An 11,503-nucleotide genomic window follows, 5' to 3' on the forward strand; every position below is an offset into this window, starting at 1 on the left:
CGCGGACGCCCGCCACCACGCGAGCAGCTGCTTCAACGGGCGCGGAGTCTTCTTCTCAGGGCGGGTGTCCTGCGCCGCCTGCCACCCGAGGCCGTGGCGGGCGCGCTCGCCGGGCAGCCGCCCGTGCTCCTGCGCGAACTTGTAGGTAAGGCCCTCCAGGACATCCTCGATCCGCTGACGGCGGGTGGAGGACCAGTCGATGAGCTCTGAGTCGACACCGGCTATCTCCATCACCGGGCGCAGGCCCGGCGTCACCTCCCGGGGCGCCGTCGCCAACCCCAGCTCCTCACACACCTCGGTCGTCATCGCGAGGGTGTAGAGCGTCCCGGCCGACACCACATTCGGGTAGAGACGGAAGGTGTCCAGGGCACCCCACACCGGCTCGCCGTCGTCGTCCAGGCGCTGCACGCGGTTGAGGACCAGGCAGTGGTCGTGCAGGAGCGGGAAGCCGTCCCGGTTGTCGAAGTGCCGGAAGGCGGCAACCACGAGGGCCGGGGTCTTCGCGCGGCCGCGGCCCGAGGACCACCGGGTCTCCGCGACCTCATCCTCCAGCCAGCGCAGCGCCTTGGCGATGGCCCGCTCGTGCGCCCGCTCGATGATCCGCCGCGTCTTGGCGTCTCCCAGCGCCCACAGCACGATCAGGGACGCCTGCGGACGGAAGGTGAAGTCGAGGGCGATCAGCGGGGTCTGCTTGCGCGCCTCGATCTCTTCGATCGGCTGCCCGAGCACGGTGGCCAGTCGTGCCGTGGCGGGGTCGGCGCCGTCGTCCAGGAGGCCGCGCTCGATGCGGTCGGCGTCCGGGTGCCGGCCCTGTCCGAAGACGAGCTCCATCTGCCGCTCGGAGACCTCCTCGCCCTCGGTGAGCCCGAGCGCGGCCAGGCCGCGCCCCAACCACCTTCCGGGCGGGAGGCCAGCCATCTCCTGGGCGTCCTTCAACGACTGGCCGACCGGACGACGGCCATCCCCGAACGCGACCCCGCGCACGTAGTACCGCCACGCATTACGCCTCTGAACCTTCGCAACACTCAGCATCCCCACAGGGGACACCGGCTCTGACCTGCGGAAAAGCACGATCCCGTGAGCCGGGAGAGTTCACCGGAACTTCACGACCGATCCCGTACGCCGGGCATCCGCGGCGACACCGTGCCCGCCTGGCGGACACCGCCGGGGCCATGCAAATGCTGCGCGGGGCTTCTTGCTGCCATGTCATACGAGGTTGCCATCGGATGTGCAGTGCCGGACTCATCCTGATGCGACCCATAGTTGTCAACTCGGGGAGTGAACTCGGCTAGCGGCAACGGTCGTTGTGCTAGCTTCGGAGCAATCTCAGGCCGGGCCCAGTGCTCGGTCTGTCCGCGCCCTGGGCGGCCCGGCTTAGTGCTGGGGTGCCAGGAAGGTTTCCACAGAACCGTGTCCGCCTCCGACACAGGCGGCCGAGGAGTGGATTCGAACACGCAGGCACCCAGGCCTGCATGCACCACCCTGCAAGAAGCCCCCGGGAGCTTGTCCCGGTCTGAGTTCTTGGTGTCGGCAGGAAGTCAGTTCTATCCACGCCCAGCGTGGTCGAACTGAGCCTGCCTTCCAACCGGTTCGACCACTATCACGAAAGGTCAGCCGGTGAGCGACTCAGCGGTACTCACGCTCCTTGCAGGCGCAGGTGTTATCTCCGTTTTCCTGTTCGCTGTGCGAGGCATTCTGGAGCAGCTGCCTGACGTTCTCCGGTCATGGCAACGGGTCCGTCAGGCCTGGCGTGACGCGGCATCCGATGATGACCAGCCTGCTCCGTGACACGGCGACACGTGCGTAGGTGTCCAGGCGTTGGTAGCTCCAAGAGCCACCCAGGTGGCGCTTGATCTTCTGGCAGCCCTATAGACAGACCCGTCACTCGGGCCAGAGGAAACCCGCCTGGCACTTCATCGGAAAGCAGGTCGCTGAGTGCGATGTCCAGCGAGGCGACGAGATGTGTAGGCCAACGCAGGGGGGCGGTAGCCGGGAGTCCCGGATACCGCCTCCGACAAGCCCGATGCTTACTGGTAAGCACCCGTCAGCCGACGAGTAGCTCTACGAGCTCTTCGATCTGCTGTGATGTGAGGCGTCGCTTCAGATCTGCGGCGAGTGCCGTCACATCCTCTTTCGTCCGTTGTGCACTGGCGGCGGCTGCAGGGTCGCCTTGACGCTTGGGGGCGGCCGGAGGGGTGCTTACCGGGTAAGCACCCCTCGGCTTCCGGCTGGACTCGCTCTTCTGCTGAGCCCGCTGCGCGAGTGCCTCTTCTGCGGCACTCTGCTGCTGCTGTTCGGGCAACTGCCCGACGGTGCGGGCGATCTTGACCGGCAGTGCCTTGTCTTCCAGGGCCTGCTTGAGTTCCGGTGTGAGCTTCAGCAGCGCAAGGCGTTGGGTCACCCATCCGCTGGACTTGCCCAAAACCCGGGCCACGGCACGCTGGGAGCCGTGAACCTGCACAAGCCGTTCGAGGGCTTTTGCCTCGTCGAGCGGCTCCAGGTCTTCGTGCTGGACAGCTGCGATGAGTGCGGTCTCCAGCAAGGTGTCGGCGTCGTGGGCGAGCGCGTCGTCGACATGGACGGGAACCTCGTCAAGGCCGGCGAGCTTCGCGCCGGCGAGGCGGCGGTTGCCGTCGACAACGACGTAGTCGGCTGATGCGAGTTCCTGTGCGTGGTCGGGGTGTGCTGCCAGGAATGCTTCGCGTGTGACGACGGTGAGGGGCTGGATGATGCCCTTGCTGGTGAGACTGTCCGCCATCTCCTCTATGGCCGCGAGGGTGGCGCGGGGGTTGTACGGGTTCGGTGCCAGCCGGTCGACAGCAACCCGGAGTGAGCTGTGGGTGGCGGGTGCGGCCGGGGCCGCTGTGGTCTGTCCGGCAAAGGCGGCGAAGCTCGCGGCGCGGCTACTCATCGGTCGGGCGACGGCATCGAACGTGGCGGAGCCGCCGAGGGCATCGGCTTTGCTCATGTCAGCCTCCGAGCGATCTCACGCATGTGGTGGGCCTGGTCGGATTCGGGGGAGTAGGCGAGGAGTGCTCGCTGAAGCCGAACTGCTTCGCGCTGCTCTTTCAAGTCGCCGATGACCGCGAGGACGGGCGGTGCCCCCAAGCTCCTCCATTTTTCGAGGGAGGAGGTAGCGATGTAGCCGCGTCGCGAGTCGTATTTGTTGACTACGAGGCCGAGCTGGTCCACGTCGATGTCGTAGTCGGTGGCGAGGGAGTGGACCTGGTTGATGAGCATGCCGTACGCCTGCGCGGAGGTGTCCTCTGCTTCGACGGGGATCACCAGGCCAGAGGCGCCGGGCTTCTCTCCCTCGCGGCGACGGCCGTAGTAGATGGCGGCATCCATGGCCAGCCCCAGGCTGGGCGGTGAGTCGATGACGATGACGTCGAAGTGCTCTTCGAGTGGGGACAGTGCTCGCTCAAGGGCAGCGTGCCGGGGCCCGCGGAACATGGTGAGGCCGGAGTCGAGCAGGAAGGCGTCGAACGCCGCGGGCAGGATGCGCAGCCGGTCACCGAAGCGGGCTTCCTCTATGGTGACGGTGAGGTCGATGAGCGGGGTGCGCGCCTGCTCCCTGTTCAGCATGTGCGTGATGAGGCTCTCGCTGCCGGCAGGGATGGCCTTCAGACCCAACTGGTGGGAGAGGTGCCCCTGGGGGTCGTAGTCGACCATGAGGACACGGAGTCCAGCCCGTGCAGCGGCTTGAGCGAAAGACGCGGTGTCGTCTGTTTTGCCCGGCAGCGCGTGGGGGTCTTCTGCAAGTGCCTGCGCGAGGCCGGCGGTGACGGCGGTCTTCCCTACGCCGCCTTTCTGGTTGCAGACGATGATTCGCCGTGTGGGTGCGGCTTCTTCGTCTGCGGGATTTTGCTCGAGCCACAGTGCCACGGACTGGGCAAGCCCTTGGATGTAGGAGACGCCGCGGGTGGCGCAGTCTCGCTTGAAGTCGTCGTAGAGACCTTCGGGTAGCCATGTCCCGAATGACTCGGCTCCCGCCGTGTCGATGGCGGGGAGCGGTTCGGAGTGGGCGCGCCATGCCTGGATGCCATCGGTGACAGCGTCTTGCACGTCGGTACTGAGCTGCGCTGCCCGGACTTTGAGGGCTTGTCGGAGGGGGGCGGGCAGCTTCGATGCGAGCTTTTCCCGCTCCCCTCCCGGTGCCGGAGACGTCATGCGCGGCAGCATACTGCCGCAGGAAGCTGGATGAACGTGAGGGGAGTGGGTGATTCACTCCTTTTGACGTCAGTTCCTGCATGCCAGGGGGTGCTTACCGGGTAAGCACCTCTGCATGCGTATCCGGTTGCTGTCAGTCCCCAGTCATAGAGTCGACCCGACAACGAGGAGGACTTGTGGCTGACCACGGCAGCGAAGCCCGGAACTACGCGAACTTGGCCGACCAGGAACTCGCACAGGTCACGGATCCTGGTCAGCGGGCGACTGCGTACGCCCTCTTGGCCCTGACTCACGCAGTGCTCAGCGGCGGAGAAAACGTGAGCAAGATCAGCTCCACCTTGTGGGAGATGGAAGACGTCTTCCGCGGCTGATGCAGCAGCAGACAGCACGCTGATCCGGCGATGCGCTGTGATCCGCGTCGGTGGCCGATCGGACCGGGATACGGCTGGAAACGCAAGAAGGCCCGTGCCTCCCCGTCAGTTCACGGGGAGGCACGAGCCTTCACTAATTGCAATCACGGCCTGTCAGGCAGACCAGGGCGCAGGTTCATCCAGAGCGCCCGGTCGGTGTAGTCGGTGAAGTTGGCGAGCAGTTCGCGGGCGCCGGGGGTGTTCAGGACGACGTCCTGGACGCGGGGGTTGAGGCCGTCGAGGTCGAGGATGTCGCGGGCGGCGGCCGGGTCGCGGAGTCGGTCGCGGACGTCCTCGATCCGGTCGGCGGCGGGCGGGACGGGGGGCCGTACGGGCCGGTGGGCAGGTGCAGGTAGCCGAACGAGATCAGACGGGTCGTGCGCAAGGGAGCCTCCTGCTGGGGGTGAAGGGCGGGAACGTGCGGAGCGCCGCGCCCGGCCGGGAAGGACGGGGCGCGGCGCTCCGCGGCGGTGCTACTGGGTGGTGGTGTCGGTGACCACGAGGAACTGGTCGGTGCGCAGGTCCATGACGACCTGAGCGTCGGTGCCCTGGGCGCGCTGGTTGGCGGCGTACTCTTCGGCCGGCCAGGAGCCGCGGGGGCCTCCGGCGGGAAACCGCTCCAGGATGGTCCGGGTAGCCTGCACGGTGGTGGTGGCCATCAGGCGTCGCCGCCGTTCACGCGCCGCTCGTGGATGTCGATGAGGGTGACGATGGCGTCGGGGTTGTCCGCGCGGCCGACCCACTGTCCTTGCGTGGTGAAGACGGGGATCTTGTCCTGGTCGGCGTCGAAGATGACGACGTAGTCACCGTACCTGTCGAGCACCATCTCCCGCAGGACCGGGACCAGCGCGGTGTCCAGGACCTCCAGGGCGTCGACGGTGAGCCGGGCGGGCTCGCCGGGCGCCGGCGGCTGGACCAGGGTGCCGGTCGCGCGCAGCAGGTCGCCGGGCTGTATGCCGTTCAGCAGCTCGTGGGTGATCCGGGGGTCTCCGCTGGTGCAGGTGACGACCGTGTCGGGGGCGTCGTCGGGAAGCGTGTCGATGTCGGCGGGCCGGACGACCAGGTCGAAGGAGACGGTGCCGCGCGGGCCGGGGACGGGGATCGCGTCGACCCAGCCGTCGACGGCGCAGTGCTTGGTGTCCATCAGCTGGCCTCCGCCAGGGGCTCGGTGGGGTGAGGGGAGCGGGGTCGGGTGGTGCGCTGGGCGATGTCCAGCAGCTCGCGGTTGCGCCGCTGCTGTTCGGGGGTGAGCGGCCGGGCCTTCGCGCCGTGGCGGTGCCAGAGCGGCGAGGCGGGCGGCTCGGGGTAGGTGAGGGCGTGGTCGACGTCGCGTTCGGTGCTGCTCATGGAGGTCCTCCAGGTGGAGGTCAGGCGTGGTCGCCTTGGCCCTTGGACTTGGGCTTCGGCGCGAGGTCGGAGGCGAACCGCCCGAGGCGGGCCTCCACGGGGTTGGCGGTGAGCCAGTCCTCAGCGCATGCCTTGTGTACGGGCTCGCCGGAGTGGGAGCGCATGGGCGTGGGCTGGCCGCACAGCGTGCAGGGGAGGTCCTGCCAGCGGTCGAAGTGCTGGCCGTCGCGCCAGACGAGAAGTTCACCGGGAGCCGGGATCAGGCCCGGCTCGAACGGCGGCTTCTGCTTCGTGCGTCCCCTGCGGGTCACGGCCGGAAGGCGGCAGCTGCTGGAACACGCGGTCCAGCAGGTCCTCGGTCGGCTTCCAGGGCCCGAGCTGCCCGGCGGTGGGGACCGGCAGCGGCAGCTCCTGGACGTCCTGGAGGACCAGGTGCCAGGTGCCGGCCTGCGCCCACGGCGTGCAGGGCTCGGAGCCCTCGGGGTCCTGGTGGCAGTCAACCAGGCGCGCGATGCCGATCACGGCTCCGGTGGTCAGCTCCCGGCCGCGGATCGTGCGGGCGATCAGCGGGACGCGCAGGGCGGGCCGGTCGATCCGCTGGCCCGCGTGCAGGATCATCCAGCCTCGCCAGCTCCAGGGCCTGGGGCGATTCTCAATGCCCTTGGCGCCGGTCAGGATGCAGGTGGCGTGAGGCTGCTGAACGCTGATGCCGCGGATCCAGTCGCCCTGCGGGAGGGTCGCGGTGCTCATGCTGCCCGCCCCCATACGGCCGTTCCCAGGCGCCCGGTGCGGCGGCCGTTGATGGACGGCACCGTGGTGTGGGCGGTGTCGGCGACGGCCGCGCGGCCCGAGTGTTTGCCGTCGTACAGGGCCGCGTCGGCGGCCCGCTGCAGCACGGTCAGGTCGCGGGAGCCGACCGTGTGCGGGGTCGCGGCGCCGACCGAGGCGGCCACGTCGACGGTGCGGCCGTCCTCGAGGACGACGGGGGCGTGCAGCATACGGACCAGCTGCGCCAGGCGCTGCTCCAGGCGGCCGGCGGGCAGCTCCAGGACCACGGCGAATTCATCGCCTCCGAGGCGGCCGACGGCGGCGCGCGGTCCCGCCCACGCGGTGAGCCGCGCGGCGGTCGCCGCGAGGACGGCGTCTCCGGCCGGGTGCCCGAAGTCGTCGTTCACGGCCTTGAAGTGGTCCTGGTCGACCAGGACCACGGCCGTGTCGTCACCGTGGCGGGCCAGGAGCCGGCGGGCGCGGGCGGTGTAGGCGTCGCGGCGCAACAGGCCGGTCAGCGGGTCGCGGCGGGTGGCGGCGAGCTGCCGGTGCAGCGTGACCGCGTGGACTGCCCAGCCGGTCAACGGCACGGCGGCGGTCGTCAGTAAGAGGGTGCGCTGGCCGATCCGGCCCTGAACGCGCAGGAGGGACGACATACTTGGGTTCTCCGTCTCGTCTCGTGCGGGATGGATGGGCCCGGGGCAGCCGTCCAGCCGCCAAGCAGAGCGGCTGTCCCGGGGCGGAGCTACAGCGCGAAGTCGCTGCGGTTGGTCCAGCTGACGGGGTTGTGCCAGAGGCCGGCCTTCGCGGCGGGCCACTCCATCTGCCAGCCGGGCCGAAGCCCGCGCGCTCCCCAGCTGTCCGGCTGTTTGCCGGGGATCTCGAGTCCGGCCGTGTGGGCGGCGAGCGCGGCGTCGTACACCTCGTGGGCGCGGCGCAGGGCAGCGGCGGGGGAGTCGGCGACGCCGGTGAAGACGTGCACGCCGTGCCGGTCGGGGTGGTTGGTGTCGTGTATCGGGACGTCGACCTCGTAGATCCGCAGGTGCATGACGTCCAGCTCCTCTCGTGCTCGGTGGTGAGGGACCACCGCGACCGCCCCGGCCTCCGTCGAGCAGGGAGGGCCGGGGCGGCACGGAACGTCCGTCACGCCGGTGAGGGCGGGTTCAGAACTCCAGGTGGATCGTGATTGGGCGCCGGGAATCACCGGCGCTGGTGTGGACGGTGCGGCGGTGCGCGGCGAGGCCGGCGGCCCCGCCCTGGATCGGCAGGTGGCAGTCCCGGCAGCCGTGCCACCACTCATCCCTGGCCGGGAGTTCGGCCGGGGTGAGCGGGTGCGGGTGCGGGCCGTCGGCGGCGCGGCTCACGCGACCGCGTCGGCGTACTGCGCTTCCAGGTCCACGCGGCCCTCGGGTCGTCGGCGACGCCGTCGCCGTGGACGGTGCAGACGATGTCCGGGTCGCTGTCCATGGCGCCGGTCAGCGCCTTGTGCAGGTCGGTGACCGAGTAGACCGGCGCCCACGCCTGCCCGGCGCACTCCGGGTCGAGGCCGACTCCAAGGCGTCATCGCTGCTGCTCTGGCTGTCCCACCAGCAGCCGAAGCAGATCCTGCGCACCCTGGCCGAGGGAACGGGTCCAGTCACACACGCCACATTGGACGAGATGCCGGCATCGAGGGCCGTGACCTACTTGCGAGCCGCTCTCGCGGCCACCGAAGTGCTGCCCGCTCGAGATGAGCAACTCGCGTCGCTGGAGCGCTGGCTGAGCGCGTTCCTCCAACGAGTGGAGGACTCGCAGGAGCGAGCGCTCATCAGCCGCTTCGCCACATGGGTACACCTGAGGCGTCTACGGTCCCGCGCACGGCGCCGCCCCATCACGCACGGGCAGTGCCAGACCGTGCGGCACGACATCTACGCGGCGGTTGCTCTGCAACGCTGGCTGCGTCAGCACGGAAGCAGTCTGTCGACCTGCGACCAGGCCCAGATCGACGAGTGGCTTGCTCAGGCGGGCCGAAAGCACATTCAGGCCCGGAGCTTCCTCGCGTGGTCCGCGGCGCGAGGCCACATACCCGCGGTGCACGTTCCCCCGCGCGGCACGTCGCGCGGCGCTGAGCAACTCGCTGAAGAGGACGAGCGCTGGCAGATCAGCAAACGCCTTCTCCACGACACAGATCTCGCCCTGACCGACAGGGTGGCCGGCTGCCTCGTCGTGCTCTACGGCCAGCCGGTATCGCGCATCGCCCGGCTCACCACAGACAAGATCCTGACTGGAGCCGAAGGGGTTCAACTTCAGTTGGGGTCACGTCCAGTGGAAATTCCTGAGCCGCTGGGGTCATTGCTCCTGGAATCACCGAAAGCCGCCAGGCTTTCGGTGTCCTGGGACAGAACGAGCAAGGTCCGTGGCTCTTCCCGGACGGTCGCGCCGGACAGGCCATGACCGCAAGTCACCTGACAGTACGGCGCAACAGGGTCGGCATCCGCGCTCGTGCCAGCCGCAACACGGCACTGCTGGATCTTGCAGCTCAGATCCCGGCGTCGGTGTTGAGCGACGTACTGGGCATATCTATCACCTGTGCGGTGGCCTGGTCCCACGACACTGGCAACACAAGGCTCGGCTATGCAGCGGACTTCGCACGTCGGGAATTCCGCAAGTCCGAACAGCCGCAGTTGCCTGTACGCCCAGGGAAAGTGATGTCACACCCATCATGACAGGTCAGAGCTCGTTTTCGTAGGAGGAACGGCACAGGTGAGGAGCCTTGTTCGGCCCTCTCTGGGGCACCCAGAATCTCCGTCATGAATCACTCGGGGAAAGTCGATCAGGACGACATTGTGCGAGCGCGGAATGTGCTGCTCGCATCGGGGCGCCGCACGCCGCGCGAGGAAGTCGACGCCTACCGGGTGCTCGCCCAGGTCAGCCCCGCCTCATACCTGCCGCTCTTGGCCAGGGCGCTGCAACGTCTGAGTTACGACACGAGCTCCGGCAAGAAGCACGCGGCCTGCCTCGCACTGTGCGAGGAGGCGGTGGCCGTGGCGCGGTCCATCGATCAGGCCGAACCTGCCCGTGCGGATGTTCTGTACGAGGCCCTCAACACGTGCCAGAGAGAGCTGTACGACCTGGGGCGACGCGCCGAAGGGCTGGCCATGCGCACCGAGATGCTCGCCATTGGGCGTGCGCAGGCCGAACTGTCCGAAGACTCCGTGGTCAAAGGACTGCGTGTATGGGCTGCCGGTCTGTCCGAGGAAGGCCGGTATGCCGAGGCTGCCGATGCCATGACCGAGCTGGTCGCAGCGATCCTGCCCGATGGGCCCGCCAGCGGGGGTCTCGCCTGGACACTTCTGGAGTGGATCGCCGCTCTCCATGACGCTGGTCGGTCCGGCGAAGCACTCGCCGCGTTCGAGACGCTCGTCAGTATGGAAGCGGCCGAAGCCGCGAATGACCGCGGTCCGATGGCCTGCCATCTCTACTCCCTCATCGGGTACGCGCAGATGCTCGACACCCACGGCCGAAGAGGGCAAGCGGCCCTCGTGCGGCAAGAGGCACTCGCTTTGCTGACGGAGCTGGCCGACACCGGTGAGCGGAAGTCCTGGAGTGGCTACCAGGCGTCGTTCTGGGCGGTGCTGCTGACCTTCTCCGGTGCCGAAAGCGATCGGCCTGCACCCGATGGACCGCGTCCGCCTTCGGGGGCGGCGCCCATGCAGTGGTCACCCGATGCCAAGCGGCGCTACTTCGACAGCCGTCACGCCCTCCGTGAAGAGGTGGACACCCTTGCTGCGCGAGCCACCGAGGATCCGGACCAGCATCTGGCCGAACTGGTCCGGCTGCATCGGGTCCTCACCGTCCGCTCCGCCGTTTACTGGGAGAACCGTACCCATCTGTTCGCGGAGCGAGTGCGCTCCCTGTTCGATGACGGAGTGGGTCTGGCCCGTCGGTTGTCTCAGCACGATCCGACAGACGGAACGCGAACACTGGCCAGGATCCTGATCGACCGATCGACCTTCCACACCGCAGCCCACGAGTTCGGGGCCGCCCTCGACGACTTCCGCCAAGCCCTGAGCTACCTGGGGGAGGCGAACTAACCCGAGCCGGCCGACGTCCGCCCCAGGACTCGTACACACGAGCCGCTCCGCCAGACCGAGGAAGATCGGCGATTCCGCAACTTCCAATAGCCCGGATTACCAGTATCCGGCAGGTCCGGGTACAGCGGCATGAGCGAGGTCATACGTGATCTCCTTGCAGGTCGAGGAACGGGTCGCGCAGCTCAGGGGCAGGGCGTCGTCGGTGATGAGCGCGGCGGTCTCGTGCACGTGGCAGGAGGCGTCGTCATCGCGGGCGTCGGGGCAAGGGTCAGCTGATGCGGATGCGGAGGCGCCTGGCGGCCCACTGCCGCAGCTGGTCCCAGCGGGTGGGGTGTGTGTGCCGCCAGGCAGTGCGGTCCAGGCCGTGCTGCGTGGGGAAGCTCCGGGAGGCGCCGCAAGTGCACGTCCATGCGTAGGGCTCGGGACGCGTGTCGTCGCGGGTGGCGGTGACCGTGACCTGGGTGCCGTCGTGGCGTCCGTGGTAGGTACCGACCCAGAACTGGGTCTTCTGGTCCTTCATTGGATTTCCTTCGGGTTCGGGTTGCGCCCCCAGGGCGCGCCGACGTGAAAGCCAGCGGAAGTGGTGTCGTCGGGTCCGTGCTGAAGCCGGTGGACGTTGTCCGTTTGGTCGTCCAAGCCGTCGGGGTCGGGGCAGTCGGCGCCGGGATGTGGCTCTCGGGCCGGACGTCGATCTGGGGCTGGATGGCGGGCGCCTGGATGACGGCGGGCGCAGGC

General features: G+C 68.7%; 15 protein-coding genes. 3 read left to right on the plus strand and 12 right to left on the minus strand.

Translation table 11 applies throughout. The annotated features are described in order from the left end of the window. The 3 genes from mobF to ACZ4SF_RS31205 form a co-directional block, all read right to left on the minus strand. Positions 1-1,032, minus strand: a 1,032-nt coding sequence (gene mobF, locus ACZ4SF_RS31195) for a MobF family relaxase (RefSeq protein WP_468390995.1), incomplete at its 3' end; no start/stop codon positions are given. A gap of 1,012 nt (positions 1,033-2,044) precedes the next feature. Next, a complete protein-coding gene (locus ACZ4SF_RS31200) occupies positions 2,045-2,968 on the minus strand; it encodes a ParB/RepB/Spo0J family partition protein (protein WP_468390998.1) in 924 nt (307 codons plus the stop codon). Next, on the minus strand, positions 2,965-4,170 hold the full coding sequence (locus tag ACZ4SF_RS31205; protein WP_468391001.1) for a ParA family protein: 1,206 nt from the start codon (positions 4,168-4,170) through the stop codon (positions 2,965-2,967). Before ACZ4SF_RS31205 ends, ACZ4SF_RS31200 begins: the two co-directional genes overlap by 4 nt. Positions 4,171-4,346: 176 nt before the next feature. Between ACZ4SF_RS31205 and ACZ4SF_RS31210 the strand changes: the two genes are divergently transcribed. Continuing rightward, a complete protein-coding gene (locus ACZ4SF_RS31210) occupies positions 4,347-4,541 on the plus strand; it encodes a hypothetical protein (RefSeq protein ID WP_468391004.1) in 195 nt (64 codons plus the stop codon). Positions 4,542-5,053: 512 nt separating this feature from the next. On the opposite strand, the gene ACZ4SF_RS31215 is transcribed toward ACZ4SF_RS31210, so the two are convergent. The 8 genes from ACZ4SF_RS31215 to ACZ4SF_RS31250 form a co-directional block, all read right to left on the minus strand. Beyond that, positions 5,054-5,239: a hypothetical protein gene (locus ACZ4SF_RS31215; protein ID WP_468391007.1), complete on the minus strand. Its 186-nt coding sequence runs from the start codon at positions 5,237-5,239 to the stop codon at positions 5,054-5,056. Beyond that, on the minus strand, positions 5,239-5,724 hold the full coding sequence (locus ACZ4SF_RS31220) for a hypothetical protein (RefSeq protein WP_468391009.1): 486 nt from the start codon (positions 5,722-5,724) through the stop codon (positions 5,239-5,241). Before ACZ4SF_RS31220 ends, ACZ4SF_RS31215 begins: the two co-directional genes overlap by 1 nt. Further along, on the minus strand, positions 5,724-5,927 hold the full coding sequence (locus ACZ4SF_RS31225) for a hypothetical protein (RefSeq protein WP_468391012.1): 204 nt from the start codon (positions 5,925-5,927) through the stop codon (positions 5,724-5,726). Before ACZ4SF_RS31225 ends, ACZ4SF_RS31220 begins: the two co-directional genes overlap by 1 nt. A gap of 20 nt (positions 5,928-5,947) precedes the next feature. After that, the gene (locus ACZ4SF_RS31230; protein WP_468391015.1) at positions 5,948-6,238 is read right to left on the minus strand and encodes a hypothetical protein; all 291 of its coding nucleotides are present in this window, start codon (positions 6,236-6,238) and stop codon (positions 5,948-5,950) included. Then, complete coding sequence (locus ACZ4SF_RS31235) at positions 6,171-6,677, minus strand: ASCH domain-containing protein (protein WP_468391018.1); 507 nt, start codon at positions 6,675-6,677, stop codon at positions 6,171-6,173. Before ACZ4SF_RS31235 ends, ACZ4SF_RS31230 begins: the two co-directional genes overlap by 68 nt. Then, entirely contained in the window at positions 6,674-7,351 is a 678-nt protein-coding gene (locus ACZ4SF_RS31240) for a GGDEF domain-containing protein (RefSeq protein WP_468391021.1), read from the minus strand. The genes ACZ4SF_RS31235 and ACZ4SF_RS31240 overlap by 4 nt, the downstream gene beginning before the upstream one ends. 89 nt (positions 7,352-7,440) lie before the next feature. Next, complete coding sequence (locus tag ACZ4SF_RS31245; RefSeq protein ID WP_468391023.1) at positions 7,441-7,743, minus strand: hypothetical protein; 303 nt, start codon at positions 7,741-7,743, stop codon at positions 7,441-7,443. 115 nt (positions 7,744-7,858) lie between these two features. Beyond that, positions 7,859-8,059: a hypothetical protein gene (locus tag ACZ4SF_RS31250; protein ID WP_468391026.1), complete on the minus strand. Its 201-nt coding sequence runs from the start codon at positions 8,057-8,059 to the stop codon at positions 7,859-7,861. Positions 8,060-8,126: 67 nt separating this feature from the next. Here ACZ4SF_RS31250 and ACZ4SF_RS31255 point away from each other — a divergent pair, with 67 nt between their 5' ends. Together ACZ4SF_RS31255 and ACZ4SF_RS31260 are read left to right on the plus strand one after the other, a co-directional pair. Then, a complete protein-coding gene (locus ACZ4SF_RS31255) occupies positions 8,127-9,128 on the plus strand; it encodes a hypothetical protein (RefSeq protein ID WP_468391029.1) in 1,002 nt (333 codons plus the stop codon). Positions 9,129-9,484: 356 nt separating this feature from the next. Next, on the plus strand, positions 9,485-10,768 hold the full coding sequence (locus tag ACZ4SF_RS31260; protein WP_468391032.1) for a hypothetical protein: 1,284 nt from the start codon (positions 9,485-9,487) through the stop codon (positions 10,766-10,768). Positions 10,769-11,036: 268 nt separating this feature from the next. Here ACZ4SF_RS31260 and ACZ4SF_RS31265 read toward each other — a convergent pair whose 3' ends face one another. Continuing rightward, a complete protein-coding gene (locus tag ACZ4SF_RS31265) occupies positions 11,037-11,288 on the minus strand; it encodes a hypothetical protein (RefSeq protein WP_468391035.1) in 252 nt (83 codons plus the stop codon). Between the last annotated feature and the right edge of the window lie 215 nt (positions 11,289-11,503).

It is taken from the genome of Streptomyces sp. NPDC027663, from assembly GCF_055566415.1.

Excerpts from the sequence above, each read along its gene's own strand:
- ACZ4SF_RS31200 (WP_468390998.1), bottom strand. The coding sequence starts at position 2,968 with ATGAGCAAAGCCGATGCCCTCGGCGGCTCCGCCACGTTCGATGCCGTC.
- ACZ4SF_RS31235 (WP_468391018.1), bottom strand. The coding sequence starts at position 6,677 with ATGAGCACCGCGACCCTCCCGCAGGGCGACTGGATCCGCGGCATCAGC.
- ACZ4SF_RS31215 (WP_468391007.1), bottom strand. The coding sequence starts at position 5,239 with ATGGCCACCACCACCGTGCAGGCTACCCGGACCATCCTGGAGCGGTTT.
- ACZ4SF_RS31245 (WP_468391023.1), bottom strand. The coding sequence starts at position 7,743 with ATGCACCTGCGGATCTACGAGGTCGACGTCCCGATACACGACACCAAC.
- ACZ4SF_RS31225 (WP_468391012.1), bottom strand. The coding sequence starts at position 5,927 with ATGAGCAGCACCGAACGCGACGTCGACCACGCCCTCACCTACCCCGAG.
- ACZ4SF_RS31220 (WP_468391009.1), bottom strand. The coding sequence starts at position 5,724 with ATGGACACCAAGCACTGCGCCGTCGACGGCTGGGTCGACGCGATCCCC.
- ACZ4SF_RS31240 (WP_468391021.1), bottom strand. The coding sequence starts at position 7,351 with ATGTCGTCCCTCCTGCGCGTTCAGGGCCGGATCGGCCAGCGCACCCTC.
- ACZ4SF_RS31205 (WP_468391001.1), bottom strand. The coding sequence starts at position 4,170 with ATGACGTCTCCGGCACCGGGAGGGGAGCGGGAAAAGCTCGCATCGAAG.
- ACZ4SF_RS31260 (WP_468391032.1), top strand. The coding sequence starts at position 9,485 with ATGAATCACTCGGGGAAAGTCGATCAGGACGACATTGTGCGAGCGCGG.
- ACZ4SF_RS31265 (WP_468391035.1), bottom strand. The coding sequence starts at position 11,288 with ATGAAGGACCAGAAGACCCAGTTCTGGGTCGGTACCTACCACGGACGC.